The sequence below is a fragment of the Sphingorhabdus sp. SMR4y genome (assembly GCF_002218195.1).
In the GTDB taxonomy this organism is placed as follows: Bacteria; Pseudomonadota; Alphaproteobacteria; order Sphingomonadales; family Sphingomonadaceae; genus Parasphingorhabdus.
Map to the genome: position 1 here is coordinate 683,323 of NZ_CP022336.1, position 16,947 is coordinate 700,269.

General features: G+C 58.0%; 18 protein-coding genes. 4 read left to right on the top strand and 14 right to left on the bottom strand.

The annotated features are described in order from the left end of the window. Positions 1 to 85: 85 nt before the first annotated feature. Together SPHFLASMR4Y_RS03205 and arfB are read right to left on the bottom strand one after the other, a co-directional pair. Positions 86 to 571 (bottom strand): GAF domain-containing protein, encoded by a 486-nt coding sequence (locus SPHFLASMR4Y_RS03205; RefSeq protein WP_089132275.1) that lies wholly within the window; start codon positions 569 to 571, stop codon positions 86 to 88. A gap of 124 nt (positions 572 to 695) precedes the next feature. Beyond that, the gene (gene arfB / locus SPHFLASMR4Y_RS03210) at positions 696 to 1,094 is read right to left on the bottom strand and encodes an alternative ribosome rescue aminoacyl-tRNA hydrolase ArfB (RefSeq protein ID WP_089132276.1); all 399 of its coding nucleotides are present in this window, start codon (positions 1,092 to 1,094) and stop codon (positions 696 to 698) included. Positions 1,095 to 1,459: 365 nt separating this feature from the next. On the opposite strand from arfB, the gene ctrA reads away from it, so the two are divergent. After that, positions 1,460 to 2,167: a response regulator transcription factor CtrA gene (ctrA, locus tag SPHFLASMR4Y_RS03215; protein ID WP_089132277.1), complete on the top strand. Its 708-nt coding sequence runs from the start codon at positions 1,460 to 1,462 to the stop codon at positions 2,165 to 2,167. 75 nt (positions 2,168 to 2,242) lie between these two features. Here the strand turns inward: ctrA and SPHFLASMR4Y_RS03220 are convergent, their stop codons facing one another. The 5 genes from SPHFLASMR4Y_RS03220 to SPHFLASMR4Y_RS03240 form a co-directional block, all read right to left on the bottom strand. Further along, positions 2,243 to 3,010: a metallophosphoesterase family protein gene (locus tag SPHFLASMR4Y_RS03220; RefSeq protein WP_089132278.1), complete on the bottom strand. Its 768-nt coding sequence runs from the start codon at positions 3,008 to 3,010 to the stop codon at positions 2,243 to 2,245. A 107-nt stretch (positions 3,011 to 3,117) separates the two neighbouring features. Further along, a complete protein-coding gene (locus tag SPHFLASMR4Y_RS03225; protein WP_089132279.1) occupies positions 3,118 to 4,299 on the bottom strand; it encodes a saccharopine dehydrogenase family protein in 1,182 nt (393 codons plus the stop codon). A 54-nt stretch (positions 4,300 to 4,353) separates the two neighbouring features. Continuing rightward, on the bottom strand, positions 4,354 to 4,908 hold the full coding sequence (gene dcd / locus SPHFLASMR4Y_RS03230; protein ID WP_089132280.1) for a dCTP deaminase: 555 nt from the start codon (positions 4,906 to 4,908) through the stop codon (positions 4,354 to 4,356). Between the two features lie 19 nt (positions 4,909 to 4,927). Further along, the gene (locus tag SPHFLASMR4Y_RS03235; protein ID WP_089132281.1) at positions 4,928 to 5,605 is read right to left on the bottom strand and encodes a glycoside hydrolase family 25 protein; all 678 of its coding nucleotides are present in this window, start codon (positions 5,603 to 5,605) and stop codon (positions 4,928 to 4,930) included. A gap of 47 nt (positions 5,606 to 5,652) precedes the next feature. After that, the gene (locus SPHFLASMR4Y_RS03240) at positions 5,653 to 6,135 is read right to left on the bottom strand and encodes a UPF0262 family protein (protein WP_089134646.1); all 483 of its coding nucleotides are present in this window, start codon (positions 6,133 to 6,135) and stop codon (positions 5,653 to 5,655) included. Positions 6,136 to 6,288: 153 nt separating this feature from the next. On the opposite strand from SPHFLASMR4Y_RS03240, the gene SPHFLASMR4Y_RS03245 reads away from it, so the two are divergent. Continuing rightward, a complete protein-coding gene (locus tag SPHFLASMR4Y_RS03245) occupies positions 6,289 to 7,788 on the top strand; it encodes a replicative DNA helicase (protein ID WP_089132282.1) in 1,500 nt (499 codons plus the stop codon). A gap of 33 nt (positions 7,789 to 7,821) precedes the next feature. Here the strand turns inward: SPHFLASMR4Y_RS03245 and SPHFLASMR4Y_RS03250 are convergent, their stop codons facing one another. The 7 genes from SPHFLASMR4Y_RS03250 to SPHFLASMR4Y_RS03280 all read right to left on the bottom strand — a co-directional run bounded on the left by SPHFLASMR4Y_RS03250 (position 7,822) and on the right by SPHFLASMR4Y_RS03280 (position 14,784). After that, a complete protein-coding gene (locus SPHFLASMR4Y_RS03250) occupies positions 7,822 to 8,604 on the bottom strand; it encodes a phosphoadenylyl-sulfate reductase (RefSeq protein ID WP_089132283.1) in 783 nt (260 codons plus the stop codon). Beyond that, positions 8,597 to 9,022 carry a DUF934 domain-containing protein gene (locus tag SPHFLASMR4Y_RS03255; protein ID WP_089132284.1) on the bottom strand — a complete coding sequence of 142 codons (426 nt, stop codon included), beginning with the start codon at positions 9,020 to 9,022 and terminating at the stop codon, positions 8,597 to 8,599. The genes SPHFLASMR4Y_RS03250 and SPHFLASMR4Y_RS03255 overlap by 8 nt, the downstream gene beginning before the upstream one ends. Then, on the bottom strand, positions 9,015 to 10,649 hold the full coding sequence (locus tag SPHFLASMR4Y_RS03260; RefSeq protein ID WP_089132285.1) for a nitrite/sulfite reductase: 1,635 nt from the start codon (positions 10,647 to 10,649) through the stop codon (positions 9,015 to 9,017). The genes SPHFLASMR4Y_RS03255 and SPHFLASMR4Y_RS03260 overlap by 8 nt, the downstream gene beginning before the upstream one ends. A gap of 1 nt (position 10,650) precedes the next feature. Then, complete coding sequence (locus SPHFLASMR4Y_RS03265; protein ID WP_089132286.1) at positions 10,651 to 10,947, bottom strand: DUF2849 domain-containing protein; 297 nt, start codon at positions 10,945 to 10,947, stop codon at positions 10,651 to 10,653. After that, positions 10,944 to 11,735, bottom strand: coding sequence for a uroporphyrinogen-III C-methyltransferase (cobA, locus tag SPHFLASMR4Y_RS03270; RefSeq protein WP_089132287.1), 792 nt, complete (start codon positions 11,733 to 11,735; stop codon positions 10,944 to 10,946). The genes SPHFLASMR4Y_RS03265 and cobA overlap by 4 nt, the downstream gene beginning before the upstream one ends. 84 nt (positions 11,736 to 11,819) lie before the next feature. Beyond that, on the bottom strand, positions 11,820 to 13,247 hold the full coding sequence (gene astD / locus SPHFLASMR4Y_RS03275) for a succinylglutamate-semialdehyde dehydrogenase (protein WP_089132288.1): 1,428 nt from the start codon (positions 13,245 to 13,247) through the stop codon (positions 11,820 to 11,822). 136 nt (positions 13,248 to 13,383) lie between these two features. Then, positions 13,384 to 14,784 carry a protein adenylyltransferase SelO family protein gene (locus SPHFLASMR4Y_RS03280; RefSeq protein WP_089132289.1) on the bottom strand — a complete coding sequence of 467 codons (1,401 nt, stop codon included), beginning with the start codon at positions 14,782 to 14,784 and terminating at the stop codon, positions 13,384 to 13,386. Positions 14,785 to 14,844: 60 nt separating this feature from the next. Here SPHFLASMR4Y_RS03280 and SPHFLASMR4Y_RS03285 point away from each other — a divergent pair, with 60 nt between their 5' ends. Together SPHFLASMR4Y_RS03285 and SPHFLASMR4Y_RS03290 are read left to right on the top strand one after the other, a co-directional pair. Continuing rightward, positions 14,845 to 15,708 (top strand): alpha/beta fold hydrolase, encoded by an 864-nt coding sequence (locus SPHFLASMR4Y_RS03285; protein WP_089132290.1) that lies wholly within the window; start codon positions 14,845 to 14,847, stop codon positions 15,706 to 15,708. Positions 15,709 to 15,739: 31 nt separating this feature from the next. Beyond that, on the top strand, positions 15,740 to 16,885 hold the full coding sequence (locus tag SPHFLASMR4Y_RS03290) for a glycosyltransferase family 4 protein (protein ID WP_089132291.1): 1,146 nt from the start codon (positions 15,740 to 15,742) through the stop codon (positions 16,883 to 16,885). Positions 16,886 to 16,947 lie beyond the last annotated feature (62 nt).

Below are 16,947 nucleotides of genomic sequence, written 5' to 3' on the forward strand. Positions count from 1 at the left end.
TCGGGGGCTTTGACCATTAGCGGGTTGTAAAATAGGGTAGATTTACGGGTTTGTCTCGAAATGGGGCATGTTGGTTACCCGGAATTTAACCAAGATTATTGGCAATTGCCCCGATCAGCCCGACCATTCCGTCCTCGTCCTCTTGCGTGAAACGATCGGGCCGGGGACTGTCGAGATCGAGCACGGCGATTACGGCGCCGTCCTTGACAACCGGAACAACCAGTTCGCTTCGGCTTTCTGCATCACAGGCGATGTGACCGGGAAAGGCATGGACATCGGCGACCCGCTGGACCTGGCCGGTCGCCACAGCCGTACCGCACACGCCGGAGCCGATGGCGATCCTGTTGCAGGCGGTCTTGCCCTGAAACGGTCCGAGTACCAGTTCACTACCCTGGACGCGGTAGAATCCGGCCCAGTTCAGGTCAGGTATATATTGCCAGATCAAGGCGGAGATATTGGCCATATTGGCGATGGCATCCGGCTCGCCATCGACCAGCGCACTGGCGAAGGATGTCAGTTCGGTATAGATTTCCGTTGCGGGTTGATCCGGGTTGATGGAAATATCCAGCATATCTGGTTTGCCTTTCGGGGCTGAGCCTTGGTTCGCGATCCCTTAACCCTTTCCTGTATCGCATACCAGCCTGTCGACAGATGGCCGAGTGTTTTGCCGGAGCGACGCTGTCCGATCCGGCGGCTCAGTCGAGCGACGGCTTGCCGCGTGTCTTCTTTACCGAAGATTTCTTCTTCTTGGATTCCACTCGCCGTGCCTTGGCCGCGCGGCTCGGGCGGGTCTTGATCCGCCGCGCATCGCGCTGATGGGCCTGTTCGATCATTTCCGCCACGCGCCGTCGTGCTTCTGCCCGATTGGCTTCACGGGTGCGATATTCGCGCACGGTCAGCACCAGCTCACCGCTGCTCGTCATCTTGCGACCGGCGAGGGTCTTCAGTTTTCGGAAAGCATAGGGAGCGAGCCCGAGCGCGTAGATATTGACCCGCATCTGGACTGCGGTCGCCACCTTGTTGACATTCTGTCCGCCGGGACCGCTGGCGGCCAGAAAGGTTTCGGTGATCGCGTTTTCGGGAATATCAACCATGTCGGATTACTAGCGCCATAAATCGCCGGGCGACAGACCCTGATCCGCACGGCTGTCCCGAACCTTCAGAACAGCATCATTTTTAAGCATATTTGTGACAAGTTCGGAACGGATTTGGCAAAAATCTTGATAAATTTGCCTGCAAAATGGCAAAAAGTTAATTTTTTTTTGGACTTGGTCGAGAGTCCTGAAACGACTCATTTCTGCGGGTTACAGAGTCATTTGACATCGTGCGACTCGTGCTGAATCCTGCCTTAGGGAAAAATTAACCTTTTACGTTCATTCATCTTATGGTTAATAAATGATCCATCGGGTCGGCATGATGATCGATCCGGAGTGAGTAATTAAGAAAAAGGGGCTGCCTGATGCGCGTGCTGCTGATTGAAGATGAACCAACGACCGCAAAAGCGATTGAGCTGATGCTGACAACCGAGGGTTTCAACGTATATACAACGGATCTGGGCGAAGAAGGTCTCGATCTCGGCAAGCTCTATGATTATGACATCATATTGCTCGACCTGAACCTGCCCGACATGCATGGTTATGATGTGCTCAAGAAGCTGCGTGTCGCGAAAGTGCAGACGCCGGTTCTCATTCTGTCCGGCATCAGCGAAATGGACAGCAAGGTCCGCAGCTTCGGCTTCGGCGCCGATGACTATGTGACCAAGCCATTCCATCGTGATGAACTGGTCGCCCGTATCCATGCGGTTGTCCGCCGCTCGAAAGGCCATTCGCAGAGCGTAATCCGCACCGGCAAGCTGGCGGTCAATCTCGATGCCAAGACGGTCGAAGTCGACGGTAATCGCGTGCATCTGACCGGCAAGGAATATGCCATGCTCGAGCTGCTCTCGCTTCGAAAAGGGACGACGCTGACCAAGGAAATGTTCCTCAACCATCTCTATGGCGGGATGGACGAACCGGAACTGAAGATTATCGACGTGTTCATTTGCAAGCTGCGCAAAAAGCTGTCGCTCGCTTGCGGCGGTGAAAATTACATCGAAACCGTATGGGGCAGGGGCTATGTCCTGCGGGACATGGACGAGGAACATGGGCCTACCGCGCAGGTTGCCTGACGCAAAGGGGTCACGATTTCCAGAACGTCTGCAAGACAGACCACAAACGGCGGGCCTTATGGTTCCGCCGTTTTTCTATGAGCCCGTGTCGAGATACCAGCGCTCCGAGCCCTGCAGGGCCAGGGCCGTCAGCTTGCCGGAATAATAGGCGCCGGTATCGATGCCGATGCGGTTGCCGGCCTCGACCACCTCGTCGGATATGGTGTGGCCGTAGACAATGACCTTCTCATGGTCTTCCTGCGCCGACAGGAAATCCTCGCGGATCCAGCGCAGGTCTTTCTGGCGCTGCTCCGAAATCGGCAGGCCGGGGCGGATTCCGGCGTGGACGAAAGCATAGTCGCCGATGATGACTTGATCCTCGAAACCCGCGATAAAGTCGATATGATGGCGGGGGAAAAGCTCGGGGATGCGCGCTGCCAGTTGCGCCATGTCCAGTTCGATATATTCTTTCATGCTGATGTCATAGCTGAGGATAGTCTCGCGCCCGCCGATCCGGTTGAAGAAGCGGACCGCCTTTTCTTCGCCGGTAACGGCAGACAGATAGACTTCCTCGTGATTGCCCATCAGAAAGCGGACATTGCCCAATTCTTCCTTGATCCGCATTGCCGTGTCGAGCACGCCGGCGCTGTCCGGTCCGCGATCGACCAGATCGCCGAGAAAGATGATCTCGCTTTCGGCATTGTCCCGCTCGCTGTCATCCTTGATGATCTGGTCCAAAAGCTGCAGCAACAAGTCGTTGCGGCCATGAACGTCGCCAATGGCATAGACCCGCCGTCCATCCGGAATGGTCGCGTGGTCGATCGGCCTGGAGGCCTTTTTTCTGCGAAGAAGACGGTTCAGCATGATGCTAATAAATTTGTCCTGAGAAACCGGGTTTCAAGGGCGAGATAATAAAATTCCGTAACCGGCAACACGCCGACATGGATGCCCGAAGCCGATGGTGTCGCCGGTCAGCTTTCGACGACGAAACTGAGACCGGCGTTTGCTTCGAGACGCTTGACCAGCGGCTTGCCCATCAAGGCGCCCGGGGTCCAGACGCCGCCGCCCTTGGTGATCTTGTCCTGAGCGAGGCAGAGCGCGGATTCCGCGATCATCTTGGATGTCGAGCCATAGCCCGGGTCCTTGTCGCCCTTGACGCACAAGGATGCGGTTTCTCCGTCTGCCGTCTCGCCCAGGAACAGCAGATCATAATAGCCGTTCTCGCGCTGTTCCTTGGTCGGGCCTTCCCCTGGCTTCGGTCCGTCTTCCGCGTCGAGAGGATTGACCTTTGCGAGCATTTCCGCGGCTTTTTGGCCCATTTCTCCGGGGCTGGTGACGACCATTTCGTCATATTTGAAATCTTCGCCAAAGGGGAAGTCGAGCAGAAAGTTGGTCCGATGGACATTCTTCGTGTTGATCGCCGCCATGACAAATGGGGCAACCCAGCTGTCGATGCTCTTGTCATATTTCGGCAGCGTCATATTCGGTTGATCGGCGCCCTTGAAGCCGGGCGTCAGGCCGAAACTGCTCGCCAGAATCTTGACGAGACCGGGGTTTTTCGCGAGCGCCTTCATCGTTTCCTTCAGGCTGGCGGCGGTGCCGCCGGAAAAAGTGCCTTCCATCGCGCGCACACGGCCTTTGACGCGGGTCGCCGGCTTGCCGAAACGCTTGTTCATTTCTTTCTGCAGCATCAGCACGCCGAGATCGAACGGGATCGAGTCAAAACCGCAGGAAAAACAGATTTGCGCGCCGGATTTCTCCGCCGCTTCCTGATGCTGGTCGATCATCGTGCGCATCCAGCCCGGTTCGCCACACAGGTCGACATAATGGGTGCCGTTTCTGACACAGGCGGCGACCAGTTCGTCGCCGTAGAGCTGGTAGGGGCCGACAGTGGTCAGCACCACCTTGGTGCGGCTCGCCATCATGTCGATCGAATCGGCATCATCGGAGTCGGCAACGACCAGCGGAGTGTCTTTGGGTGCGCCGATAAGGTCACGCACTTCTTCCAGCTTTTCCAGACTGCGGCCGGCCATCGCCCATTTCGGAGCGTCTTTGCCGGTGCCATATTGCTGCGCCATATATTCGGCGACAAGACGGCCGGTGTAGCCGGTGGAACCATAGATGATGACATCAAATTCTTTTGCTACCGACATGACTGTCTCTCCTGCAGATTGATTAATTGTCGAATTAATTGCCCCCGCTATGGCCTAGAGCTTCGCCAGAGTCACACCCTTTTGCCCCATATATTTTCCCGACCGGTCGGCATAGCTGGTCTCGCAAGGCTCGTTGCCCTTGAGGAACAGGAACTGGCAGGCGCCCTCGTTCGCATAGATTTTGGCGGGCAGGGGGCTGGTGTTGGAAAATTCCAGGGTTACATGGCCCTCCCATTCCGGTTCGAGCGGCGTCACATTCACGATGATCCCGCAGCGTGCATAGGTCGATTTGCCGAGACAGATGACCAGCACATCGCGCGGAATGCGGAAATATTCGACCGTCCGGGCGAGGGCAAAGCTGTTTGGCGGAATGATGCAACAGTCGGTCTTGCGGTCGACGAAGCTGTTCTCGGTAAAATCTTTCGGATCAACGACGGCGTTGTTCACATTGGTGAAAATCTTGAACTCGTCCGATACCCTTGCATCATAACCATAGGATGACAGGCCGTAGCTGATGCAACCTTCGCGTTTCTGGGCCTCGACAAATGGCTCGATCATGCCGGAATGTTTGGCTTCGTTTCGGATCCAGCGGTCGGATAAAATGCTCATATCGGATTCCTGTTGATGATCATGGACGCACTACGTTCCAGTTAATCGGGCCGTCAACCCCGCTGATCCGGCGCATGTCTGAGGCGCGCCACATCACCCAGGGTTTGGTAGCGTAATCGGGCGGGAAAAAATTTGCTTCGAGCCAGAATGTCCGGTCGATCCCGCTGCTGATATTGTACATTTCCTCGAACTCGCGTGACACCGCGATGATGGCCGGTTTCTCGCTATGGGACTCGATCTGGTTGAGAAATGTGTTGAGCTCGCTGAGCACCAGGGCCCGGCCGGGACGGTCACCGCAACCATTGTCGAAAGCCAGACGAATCGCGGGTGGCAACATATTGTCGCCGCGCGGTACCGTGGTCACAAAGCTGGTCGCCTGATCGGTTGCAAGGCGACAGAGCGAATAATTGTGGAGCGCGCCGTAACGGATACCGGCTTCCCGCGCGCCTTCGACATTGGCGGAAAAGTTCGCATCCCGTCTATCCGCGCCGTCGGTCGCCTGGATATAGGCAAAATCGACCCCGGTCGCACCGGCGACATGCCAGATGATCGTGCCATGGCTTTCGTCGACCGAGATGCCCTGCACCGGATATTGGTCACGGGGCGGCGCCCAGCCGACCGCAATATTGCGAAGGATGAAGGCAATGACCAGCAACGCCGCGCAGATCGCGGCAAGGCTGATCAAATTTTTTCTCATGTCTCTACTGGCCACTCTGGTTCCCTGATACGCAGCGGAAGAATCCGTCAATTCTTGATATGCAAAACGCAGATCAATGTGAACAGCCGCCGGGCGGTCTTGAAATCGACGTCGATCTTGCCTTCGAGACGTTCAACCAGCAATTCCGCGCCCTGATCATGAACCCCGCGCCGGGCCATGTCGATGGTTTCGATTTCGGCAGCGCTGGCCTTGCGGATTGCCTGGTAATAGCTGTCGCAAATGGCGAAATAGTCGCGGATCGGGCGCCGGAACCGACCAAGCGCCAGAATCAAAGTCTCCAGCGGTTCGCCATTTTCGCGACCGATGGATATCACCAGCCGCCCTTCCTGGACGCTCAGTTGCAATTGATAGGGTCCCGCATAGCCGTCATCATGCTGTTTCAGCGGCTTGAAATAATTGTCCTCGATCAGATCGAAGATCGCAATGCGTCGTTCCTGCTCGATATCAGCATTGCGCCACAGGATTGTGGCTTCGTCGAGTTCGACTGAGATGATGCGCGGATCGGACATGGTGCCCTGTTGCCGCAGCGCAGGTCCAAGGACAAGGGTTTTTGCCGCGCAGCACGACAAGCCGGATATTTCCACAGAATAGTCCCCGGCACTGTGCCGATATTTTTCTCTCCTGCCCCTTGCCGAGAATCGATTCAGGGTGGATGAGGAGCCATGGCCGAATTGATGCGTTTCGAAAATGATGATCAGGAAGAACAGCGCCTGCCGCGCAATGTCGAGGCAGAGGCAACCTTTCTTGGCGCGCTGCTGATCGATAACCGGGTGGCCGAAGATGTGCAGACCCGGCTCCGTCCCGAGCATTTCTACGAACCGTTGCACGGACGGATTTACGAACAGGCGCTGAAACTGCTCGACAAGAATATGGTGGTCACGCCGGTTACCCTGAAGCCCTATTTCGAGTCGGACGAAGCGATGAAGGCGCTGGGTGGTCCGTCCTATCTCGCCAAATTGACCGGCGATGGTGCCGGCCTGATCGGCGCTCGAGATTTTGCCAACCAGATCTACGATCTGGCGCTGCTGCGCGAACTGGTCAGCGTTGGGCGAAGCCTGGTTGAAAGCGCGCTGGATACCAGCGAGACCGTCGATCCCAAGGAGCAGATCGAGGAAGCGGAAACCGCCCTGTATCGCGTATCCGAAGGCGAAGCGCAGGAAGGCGGCGTCCGTTCGTTTCTGCAAGCTTCGACCGAAGCGCTGAGCAATGTCGAACGGGCGTTCAACAGCGGCGGCAAGGTATCGGGGATCACCACCGGACTCAGCGATGTCAACGCCAAGATGGGCGGTCTGCACCGAAGCGATCTGCTCATTCTGGCCGGGCGTCCCGGCATGGGCAAGACCTCGCTCGCCACCAATATCGCGTTTAACGCGGCCAACCGTTATATGCGGGACATGGCCGACGGGATCGCGCCGGAAGATTCACTGGGAGCCAAGACCGCTTTTTTCAGTCTGGAAATGTCGGCTGACCAGCTTGCCACCAGAATTCTGTCCGAGCAGGCCGAGATCAGCTCGGAAAAACTGCGCATGGGCTCGATCAGCCGGGAAGAGATGCACCGCCTCGCCATGGCCTCACGCGAATTGCAGGATCTGCCGCTGTTCATCGATGACACACCGGGTCTGACGATCGCCGCGCTGCGAACCCGGGCACGCCGGTTGCAGCGGCGTCAGGGTATCGGCATGATCGTGGTCGATTATCTGCAACTGCTGCAGGGCTCCGGTCGGGCCAGTGACAATCGGGTCAACGAAATTTCCGAAATCAGCCGTGGTCTGAAGACGCTGGCCAAGGAATTGCAAGTGCCGGTGATGGCCCTGTCGCAGCTGAGTCGTCAGGTGGAAAGCCGCGAGGACAAGCGTCCGCAACTTTCCGATCTGCGCGAATCCGGTTCGATCGAGCAGGACGCCGATATCGTGATGTTCATCTTCCGTGAGGAATATTATCACATGGCCGTGAAGCCGGATGTGCCCGACGCCAATTCCACACCCGAGCAGATCAAGAAATATGAGGACTGGGAGCGCGACCATGTCCAGGCGGAGGGCAAGGCAACGGTCATCGTCGCAAAAAACCGTCAGGGTTCGACCGGCAATATCCAGTTGAGCTTCATCAGCGAATTCACGAAATTCGGTGATCTGGCCTACAGCGAGAGTCCCGACGACTATTAGGGACAACGGGGAGGCCCGGGGCCGACCAGTTGACTAGAAGATCGGGTCGTTGACACCGTCCTTGCCATTATCGGGCAGCGGAGACACATCTTCGTGAATACCGCATTCGGACTTGTCCCATCCACGCCAGCGCCCGGCGCGGGGATCTTCGCCCGGCAGCACCTTGGACGTGCAGGGCGCGCAACCGACGGACAGATAGCCTTCCGCCTCCAGCGGGTGACGCGGCAGATCATGCTTTTCGAAATAGGCTTCCAGATCGTCCTTGATCCAGTCGCCGAGCGGATTGATCTTCAGTCGGCCGTCGTCAATTTCGAACCGCGGAATATTGTTGCGGGTCACCGACTGAAACGCCTTGCGACCGGAAATCCAGCTGTTGAGACCGGCCTTGGCGCGCGCCAGCGGCTCGACCTTGCGAATCTCGCAGCAGCCGTCCGGGTCATAGGACCAGCGCAGACCGTTCTCGTCCTTCTCCGCGAGAACTGCTGCTTCCGGCGAGACGACATTGGCGTTCTTGATACCCAGAAGCTTGATCAGCGTATCGCGATATTCCAGCGTTTCGGGAAACATTTTGAGCGTATCGACGAAGGTTACGGGAATAGTCGGGTCGACTGCCGCAACAAGATGCAGCAGGACCGCGCTTTCGGTACCGAAAGAGGAAACCACGGCGACTTCGCCAAGCTGCCGCTCGTCAAACAGTGATTTGAGCATAGTGGTGGTGTCGACGCCTTCAAAACGCTTGTTGAGAGCATCTGCATCTGCCTGAACGAAATCCGGGCGGACATCGATGGTGTCGACTTTGCGTGCTGCTTCAGCCATGCCGGAGCCTCCAGATCGGGGTGCGTTGATCGGACGTTGCCTGATAGACATGGTCGTAGCGCTTGATCGCTTCTTCCATCAGTTCGGGATTGATCGGGGAATCCGGTGCGAAAGCGTCGAAACCGCAGCGGCGCATGTGGCTGACCTGGTCGAGAAGGACATCGCCGCTGGCCCGCAATTCGCCGGTATAGCCGGATTCGCGCAATATCTGTGCCGCCGAATAGCCGCGGCCGTCGCCAAAGGCCGGAAAATCAATCTCGACCAGCGACAGGCGGTCGAGATAGGGCAGCAACAGGCGCGCGTCCTCGCCCGCCTCTATACGAACCGCAGTGGCATTGGACTGGTCCAGAAAGGACTCAAGCGAAACCGCCGGTTCTTCATGGACTTCGTCATCTCGTAAACGGATTGCTTCAACCATAGATAGCCTCCTTGAACCGAGCCATGCCGACGCGGCGGTAGGTGTCGATAAAACGTTCTCCCTCCTCGCGCGCTTCGAGATAGAGATCGGTCACTGTTTCGATGGCGTCGATCACACCGTCTTCGGTGAAACCGGGGCCGGTAATCTTCGCCAGACTGGCGTCTTCCGCGCCCGAACCGCCGAGCAGCAGCTGGTAGTTTTCCGTACCCTTCCGGTCGACACCCAGGATGCCGATATGGCCAGCATGATGGTGGCCGCAGGCGTTGATGCAGCCGGAAATTTTCAGCTTCAGTTCGCCCAGTTCCCGCTGACGGCCAAGGTCCGCGAAACGTTCGCTGATCTTCTGCGCGAGAGGAATGGAGCGGGCGTTGGCGAGGCTGCAATAGTCGAGACCGGGGCAGGCAATGCTGTCGGTGATCAGGTCGAGATTGGCGGGCGCCAGGCCGGCTTCGTCCAGCTTCTGCCAGATCGCGTAGAGATCGCTCTTCCTGACATGGGGCAGCACGATATTCTGGCTGTGGGTCACGCGCAGTTCGTCGAAACTATATTGCTCGGCCAGATCCGCCATCAGGTCGATCTGGGCGGACGATGCGTCACCCGGGATACCGCCGCGTGGTTTCAGGCTGATCGTTGCAATCGCATAGCCGGGCTGCTTGTGCGCGGAGATATTCTGGTCGACCCAGACAGCGAAATCCGGATCGGACAGGTCGAGATCATCGCTCGCCTGCTGGTCAAAGGGCGGGTCCTGGAAAAATTCACTGATCCGCGCCAGTTCCTCGACCGGAGGATTGAGGCCCAGCTGTTTCATATGGGCGAATTCTTCCTCGACCTGACGGGTATATTCTTCCGCGCCGAGTTCGTGGACGAGGATCTTGATCCGCGCCTTGTATTTATTGTCGCGCCGGCCGTAGCGGTTGTACACGCGCAGGCAGGCTTCGGCATAGCTGATCAGTTCGTCCGCGGGGACGAAATCGCGGATTTCCAGCGCCACCATCGGGGTCCGGCCCATGCCGCCGCCGACGAAGAATTTCGCGCCCAGTTCGCCCGCTTCATTATGTACCAGCTGGATGCCGATATCGTGCAGGCGCATTGCTGCGCGATCAGTGTCGCTGGCGATCACGGCGAACTTGAATTTCCTGGGGAGATAGGAAAATTCCGGGTGGAAGCTTGACCATTGCCGCAGGATTTCTGCCCATGGGCGGGGATCGGCGATTTCGTCTGCGGTCGCGCCGGCGAACTGGTCCGACGAGATGTTGCGGATGCAATTGCCACTGGTCTGGATCGCGTGCATTTCCACCGACGCGAGGTCGGCGAGAATGTCCGGCGCGTCTTCCAGCTTGATCCAGTTATACTGGATATTCTGGCGGGTGGTGAAATGGCCGTAGTCGCGGTCATATTTGCGCGCGATATGGCCGAGCATGCGCATCTGCTTGCTGCTGAGCGTGCCATAGGGTACCGCAACCCGCAGCATATAGGCGTGAAGCTGCAGATAGAGACCGTTCATCAGCCGGAGCGGCTTGAACTGGTCCTCGGTCAGATCACCAGCGAGGCGGCGCTTCACCTGATCGCGGAATTCCTCAACCCGCGTGTCGACCATTTTCTGGTCATATTGGTCATATTGATACATGTCAGATCACCCATTGGCCGGCATCGGGATCGGCCGGTTTTAATGTCAGGTCGGGACGAACCGTCGGTCCGAGTGCGCGGACGCGGTCCTTGATATGGCCCGGGCGGGGGCCGTCATCGGTCTGTTCGGCTTCGATAATATAGGGCGAGTTCACCCGGCGCGCGGCTTCCTCGCGCTGCAGAATCGCTTCACCCTGATCGCCGACATCGGCGGCATCCTTGACAAAGCGGGACCAGTCGAGGCCGGTCCACCAGATAACGTCACCGGTTTTGAGATCATTTCCGGTCAAGATTTTCATGCGACCACTCCCGCCATTGTTGCAAATTCTCGAAATTTATCGTCGGCATCGCCGTAGCGGGCGACTTCGCCGACCACGAGCAGCGCCGGACTTTTGACAGCTTCCCGGCGAACCATGTCGCCAAGGTCGGTCAAAAGTGTGCGAAGCGCGCGGAAATCGGAACGTGTGCCATTTTCCAGCACCGCCACCGGCAGGTCGGGAGCCGCGCCGTCGGCGATCAGTTTCTCGACGATCGCTTCCGCATTGGCAACGCCCATATAGATGACCAAAGTGCGGCCCTTGCCGGCCAGTCCGGACCAGTTCTGGTCTGACAGACCCTTGCACTGGCCCGCAACGAAGCTGACCGCGCTGGAGGCGTCTCGATGAGTGAGGGGCATGCGTGCCTGGGCAGCGCAGCCGAGCGCGGCGCTGATGCCGGGAACGACTTCCACGGCAACACCGGCAGCGATGCAATCATCGGCCTCTTCGCCGCCGCGTCCGAAAATGAATGGATCGCCGCCCTTGAGCCGCACGACAAGATGGCCTTTGCCTGCTTCTTCGATCAGAATATTGTTAATCTGGTCCTGCGCGACGCTATGCAGCGAGCGTTTCTTCGCAACCGAGATATATCGTGCAGTCCGCGATGCCAGATCCAGAATATCGCGGCTGACCAGCCCGTCGTGAACGATCACATCGGCGCGTTCCAGCAGCCTTGCCGCCTTCAGGGTCAGGAGATCCGGGTCACCCGGGCCGGCACCAACCAGATAGACCTTGCCTGCAGCAGCCGTCTTGCTTCTTTTCTTTTCCATGAATCCGATATGCGCGCATCGCGCAATATGTTCAAAACAGAAGTTTTTGGGGCCACCTAAGCTCAGCTATGGGGCGGCAGACGATCATTCCTCCTCGCCGTGATTATCGTCCTTCAGGCCGATACCGATTCTGGCTCTGGCTTGCTCTGCTTCCATTGATACAACCGGATAGGCGCAATAATCGGCGGCATAATAGGCACTGGGCCGGTGATTGCCGGACAGGCCGATCCCGCCAAAGGGCGCTTCGGACGATGCACCGACGGTCATCTTGTTCCAGTTGACGATGCCGGCGCGGCTGCTCGACCAGAACTGGTCATAATGTTGCGCGGTGCCGCCGACGAGCGCGGCGGACAGGCCATAGCGGGTGTTATTCGCCTCGGCGATGGCTTCTTCAAAGTCGGCAACCCGAACGACCTGCAGGATCGGGCCGAACAATTCGATGTCCGGCCGTTCCTCTAGTTCCGTCACGTCGATAATGCCCGGCGTCAGAAACGGAAGATCCGCGACGGGCCTGGCCATATGCTTGATCGGCTTGCCACCATGGCTCATCAGGGCAAGAAAGCTTTCGGTCAGACCGTCTGCGGTTTCATTGTCAATCACCGGTCCCATGAACGGAGCGGGCGAGGCAAAAGGCTGGTCGATGATCAGCCGATCGGTGATCCGCTTCACCTCCTTGATGATCCGGTCGTAAATGGCGTCCTTGACGATCAACCGGCTGGCCGCCGAGCAGCGTTGACCGGCGCTCAGAAAGGCCGACTGGACGATCAGGACTGCGGCGCTATGGACGTCGCTCGTGTCCCAGGCGATGATCGGATTATTGCCACCCATTTCCAGTGCCAATATTTTGTCCGGACGGGAGGCAAACTGGCGGTTGAGCGCGATCCCGGTGTGGGCCGAGCCGGTGAACAGGACGCCGTCGAGCCCGTCATTGGCGGTCAGTTGCTTGCCGGTGTCAGGTCCGCCATGCAATATGTTGACGACACCGGCGGGCATGCCCGCCTTTTCGAATGCGTCCATCAGATACTGCCCAACCGCGGGGGTCTTCTCCGACGGCTTGAAGACAATTGTATTGCCGGCAATCAGCGCCGGAACGATATGACCGTTCGGCAGATGGGCCGGAAAGTTATAGGGACCGAGCACGGCGAGAACGCCATGCGGCTTGTGCCGGAGGGCAGCACGCATATCGGGCTGGCTCGGTAACTGGCGCTGCGGGGTGCGGTCGGCAAAAGCGCGGACCGAAATATCGACCTTGTTGACGACGGATTCGACCTCGGTCCGCGCTTCCCACAACGGTTTGCCGGTTTCGCGAGAGACCAGCTCTGCCAGTTCGTCGCTGCCGGTGCGGATCCGATTGGCGTAGCGTCGTACAGCCTCGATTCTTTTGACCAGCGCAGTCGCGGCCCAGCCGGGCCATGCTGCGCGCGCGCTGGCCACTGCAGCATCGGCGTCCCCGCTGGTGCCGGTCCAGAGAGTTGCTCCGGTTGCTGGTTCGATCGATATCAGGTCGCTCAAATTGGCCTCTATGTTCTACGCTTGGGTTGCTCGATGCTTCATATATGGTCCTCTCCGGTGATAAACCATAGGACATAATGGCTTAGCGTCGCGGTGATGAATTTTTCCCGAACATGTGGTGGTTTCGTCAGATATGTCAGCCTGTGCGCAAAGCAGCGCCCATCTCGCGGATATCATTGACCTTTTTCGACAGCGGCGACCAGTTGTCATCGCTTGCGATTGCGTCCCAGATCGATTCAACCTCCTCGATATGCATCGAACAGGGCGCAGCATTCCGCCAATAGTCGCTGACCGGCTGGCGTATGCGCGTGCGATCGGCGATCAGGGCGCGAAACTCGGAGAATTCCGGAGAATCGTCATCCGGCCGGACAAGATTTTCGCATTTGCCCCAGTCAAAGAAGAACCGGTCGATCTGGACCGTTTTTTGCGCCAGACCCTTCTCAGCCGCTACCACGAGATCCCGGTCTGGCTCGAAGCCCTCGGACATGACGCCCAGCCGCCAGCAGAAATGCTCGGTGAAAGCGGTGCCATAGGCTTTCGGGAAGCTTTCCAGCGTCGCCACCAGCGGATCGCTATCCGCGATCAGCCGCAGCGCACTGGCGAATTGCGCCAGATTCCAGTGCAGCGCTTCGGGTTGCCGCCCGAAACAATAGAGACCTTCATGGTCGAAATAGGCGGCGGTAAAACCCGGCTCCCAAAAGGGAGTGAAGCGCCACGGGCCATAGTCAAAGCTTTCGCCGGTGATATTGATATTATCGGTGTTGAGCACGCCGTGGACGAAACCGGCAGTCATATAGGCAGCGGTGAGTCTTGCGACTTCCCCGGTGGTTCGGGCGAACAATTCCGTTGCCGGGTCGGCGGTCCGGGATCCGCCATAATAATTTTCCAGACAATAATCGACCAACTGCCGCATCAATGGTTCATTTTGTTCATAGGCAATGCGCTGGAACGCGCCAATCCGGATATGGCTGTGGCTCAGCCGGGTCATCACCGCCGAACGGGTGGGCGAAGGCTCATCGCCGCGCATCAGCTTTTCACCGGTTTCCACCACCGAAAATGTCTTAGACGTGTTGACACCTAGTGCCTCGAGCATTTCGGTGGCAAGAATTTCGCGCACCGCGCCTTTCAGCGTCAGCCGGCCGTCGCCGGTCCGGCTCCACGGTGTCGTGCCCGAGCCCTTGGTGCCGAGATCCATCAGCCTGGCTTCATGATCGCGCAATTGTGCGAACAGAAAGCCCCGGCCATCGCCGATATCGGGATTGTAGTGGCGGAACTGGTGGCCATGATAGCGCAGCGCGAGCGGCGGATCGAGATTGTCCGGCAGTGGCTGGAACTTGCCGAAATGGGCGATCCACTGCTGCTCATCCAGCCTGTCCAGCCCCACGCTCTTGTCCCATCGGTCATTTCTGAACCGCAATATATGGTCGGGGAATTCGGCGGCAGCCACCGGATCGCCGATCTTTTCTCCCAGTCGGGTGATCTGGACATCGGCCTGATAGTCGGTCCTGCCGGGTTCTGCTTGCGGTTTATATGGCATTTGCCCACAGTGGCGGCTAATCGGTTGCGCAGCAAGTGGCAAGACGGGACAAAGGACAGGATGAGCGAAGAAAACTCCTATCAGGATATCTACTGGGGATCCGATGACGGGCTGAAATTGCATGCCCGCGACTATCCCTCGGACAGCGGCAGGACTCCGGTTATCTGTATCCCGGGACTGACCCGCAATGCGCGCGACTTCGAACATCTCGGAGCGGCTTTTCATGGCGGGCGCCGGATCATCATGGTCGATCTGCGCGGTCGTGGTCTGAGCGAATATGCCAAGGACAGCAGCACTTATAATCCGAAACAATATGTCTCTGATATCATCATGCTGATGGATGAATTGGACATTCCCAAAGCGATATTTTTCGGCACTTCGCTGGGGGGCATCATCACGATGCTCATGGCGAGATTATATCCGGCGCGGGTCGCCGGCGCGCTGTTGAATGATATTGGCCCCGAACTCGACCAGAAAGGGCTCGACCGGATTGCCGACCATGTCGGGCAGGGGAGAAGCTTTGATACCTGGGCCCATGCCGGCCGAGACATGGCGGAGAACAGCAGTGATATCTTCCCCGATTTCACGCTGAAAGACTGGATCGCCTTTGCCAAGAAAGTGTACCGGATGAACAGCTCCGGCCGAATCAAGCTGGACTATGACATGAAGATTGCGGAGCCCTTTGACGGCAAGGGCGGCGGCAGCGGCGCCCTGTGGAATGCGCTGGAGCATATGGAGGATATTCCGACCCTCATTTTGCGCGGGGAATTGTCCGATCTGTTCAGCGAGACGGTCGCCCGCAAAATGCTGGGCAAGCTAAAGCAGGCCGATCTCGTCACGATACCGCGCGTAGGCCATTGTCCAACGCTCGAGGAGCCGGCCTCGCTTGACGCGATCAATCAATTGCTCCACCGCGTCGACTGACCAATTCCAGACAGCCGAGCAGCAACACCGCATGAAACCAGCCAAGATATTGCATCTGCACAGCACCTTCAATCTGGGCGGCAAGGAAGCGCGCGCCGTCCGGTTGATGAATCAATTCGGCAGCGCTGCCGAACATGTCATTCTGTCGGCGCAGCCCGAAAGCCTGTCCGCGCGCGATGCGATTGATCCGGCGATCAAGGTCAGCTTTCCGGCCGACGCGCCGTCGCTTGCCGGAAAACCTTCGCTGAAACGCTATCGCGAGTTCGTCACATATTTTCGCCAGTTCGACCTGATTTTGTCCTATAATTGGGGCTCGATGGACGGCGTGATGGCGCGCACGTTATTTTCCCGGATCGACGGCTTGCCGCCGCTGATCCATCATGAGGACGGCTTCAACGAAGATGAGCAGAAAAAGCTCGACTGGAAACGGAATCTGTTTCGGAAATTCGCCCTCGGGGCTGCGCGGGCGCTGGTCGTGCCGTCGGAGAATCTGGTCCGCATCGCCAAAGATGTCTGGAAACAGCCGGAACAGAGAATTCACCGGATTCCCAATGGCATCGACGTCAAAAAGTTTGAGAAAAAGCCGCAACGCGGAGCCTTGCCCGGCTTCACCAAACGTCAGGGTGAAGTCGTCGTCGGTACTGTTGCCGGACTGCGGGCGATCAAGAATCTGCCTCGGCTGGTGCGGGCCTGTGCCGCTGCAGGCGACAATGTCCGTTTGGTCATCGTTGGCGAGGGGCCGGAAAAGGACAGGATATTGGCCGAGGCACAGCATGTCGGCCTGGGTGACCGTTTGCTGATACCCGGATTTCTTTCCGAGCCGGCCCGCTATATCGGGCTGTTCGATATTTTTGCGCTGTCATCCGACAGCGAACAGTTTCCGATCTCGCTGATCGAGGCGATGGCTGCCGGCCTGCCGGTTGCAGCGACCGACGTCGGAGACATAAAGGCGATGGTATCACAGGCCAACCAGGGCTTTATCAAACCGCTCGGTGACGACGGCAAATTTGTCGAATCGCTGACGACTCTGGTGCAGCACCAGCAGCTGCGCGAAGACCTCGGGATGCAGAACCGGCTGAAGGCGCAGGCGGAATATAATGAGAGCAAGATGTTGGCCCGCTATGCCCTGCTTTACGGCCAGGCGCTGGGACGCGCGGATTTCGGCGCGGTAGAATAAGGTTGATAACAGCAGAGTTTTTTCGAGCATTTTTATCTGACGGTGTCTATATCGTCACTTGG

What these genes read in the sequence shown, in the direction of transcription:
- SPHFLASMR4Y_RS03285 (WP_089132290.1), top strand. Translation starts at nt 14,845, where the DNA reads ATGAGCGAAGAAAACTCCTATCAGGATATCTACTGGGGATCCGATGAC.
- SPHFLASMR4Y_RS03240 (WP_089134646.1), bottom strand. Translation starts at nt 6,135, where the DNA reads ATGTCCGATCCGCGCATCATCTCAGTCGAACTCGACGAAGCCACAATC.
- SPHFLASMR4Y_RS03245 (WP_089132282.1), top strand. Translation starts at nt 6,289, where the DNA reads ATGGCCGAATTGATGCGTTTCGAAAATGATGATCAGGAAGAACAGCGC.
- SPHFLASMR4Y_RS03260 (WP_089132285.1), bottom strand. Translation starts at nt 10,649, where the DNA reads ATGTATCAATATGACCAATATGACCAGAAAATGGTCGACACGCGGGTT.
- cobA (WP_089132287.1), bottom strand. Translation starts at nt 11,735, where the DNA reads ATGGAAAAGAAAAGAAGCAAGACGGCTGCTGCAGGCAAGGTCTATCTG.
- SPHFLASMR4Y_RS03235 (WP_089132281.1), bottom strand. Translation starts at nt 5,605, where the DNA reads ATGAGAAAAAATTTGATCAGCCTTGCCGCGATCTGCGCGGCGTTGCTG.
- SPHFLASMR4Y_RS03265 (WP_089132286.1), bottom strand. Translation starts at nt 10,947, where the DNA reads ATGAAAATCTTGACCGGAAATGATCTCAAAACCGGTGACGTTATCTGG.
- ctrA (WP_089132277.1), top strand. Translation starts at nt 1,460, where the DNA reads ATGCGCGTGCTGCTGATTGAAGATGAACCAACGACCGCAAAAGCGATT.
- SPHFLASMR4Y_RS03250 (WP_089132283.1), bottom strand. Translation starts at nt 8,604, where the DNA reads ATGGCTGAAGCAGCACGCAAAGTCGACACCATCGATGTCCGCCCGGAT.
- SPHFLASMR4Y_RS03205 (WP_089132275.1), bottom strand. Translation starts at nt 571, where the DNA reads ATGCTGGATATTTCCATCAACCCGGATCAACCCGCAACGGAAATCTAT.
- dcd (WP_089132280.1), bottom strand. Translation starts at nt 4,908, where the DNA reads ATGAGCATTTTATCCGACCGCTGGATCCGAAACGAAGCCAAACATTCC.
- SPHFLASMR4Y_RS03225 (WP_089132279.1), bottom strand. Translation starts at nt 4,299, where the DNA reads ATGTCGGTAGCAAAAGAATTTGATGTCATCATCTATGGTTCCACCGGC.
- SPHFLASMR4Y_RS03255 (WP_089132284.1), bottom strand. Translation starts at nt 9,022, where the DNA reads ATGGTTGAAGCAATCCGTTTACGAGATGACGAAGTCCATGAAGAACCG.
- arfB (WP_089132276.1), bottom strand. Translation starts at nt 1,094, where the DNA reads ATGGTTGATATTCCCGAAAACGCGATCACCGAAACCTTTCTGGCCGCC.
- SPHFLASMR4Y_RS03290 (WP_089132291.1), top strand. Translation starts at nt 15,740, where the DNA reads ATGAAACCAGCCAAGATATTGCATCTGCACAGCACCTTCAATCTGGGC.
- SPHFLASMR4Y_RS03280 (WP_089132289.1), bottom strand. Translation starts at nt 14,784, where the DNA reads ATGCCATATAAACCGCAAGCAGAACCCGGCAGGACCGACTATCAGGCC.
- SPHFLASMR4Y_RS03220 (WP_089132278.1), bottom strand. Translation starts at nt 3,010, where the DNA reads ATGCTGAACCGTCTTCTTCGCAGAAAAAAGGCCTCCAGGCCGATCGAC.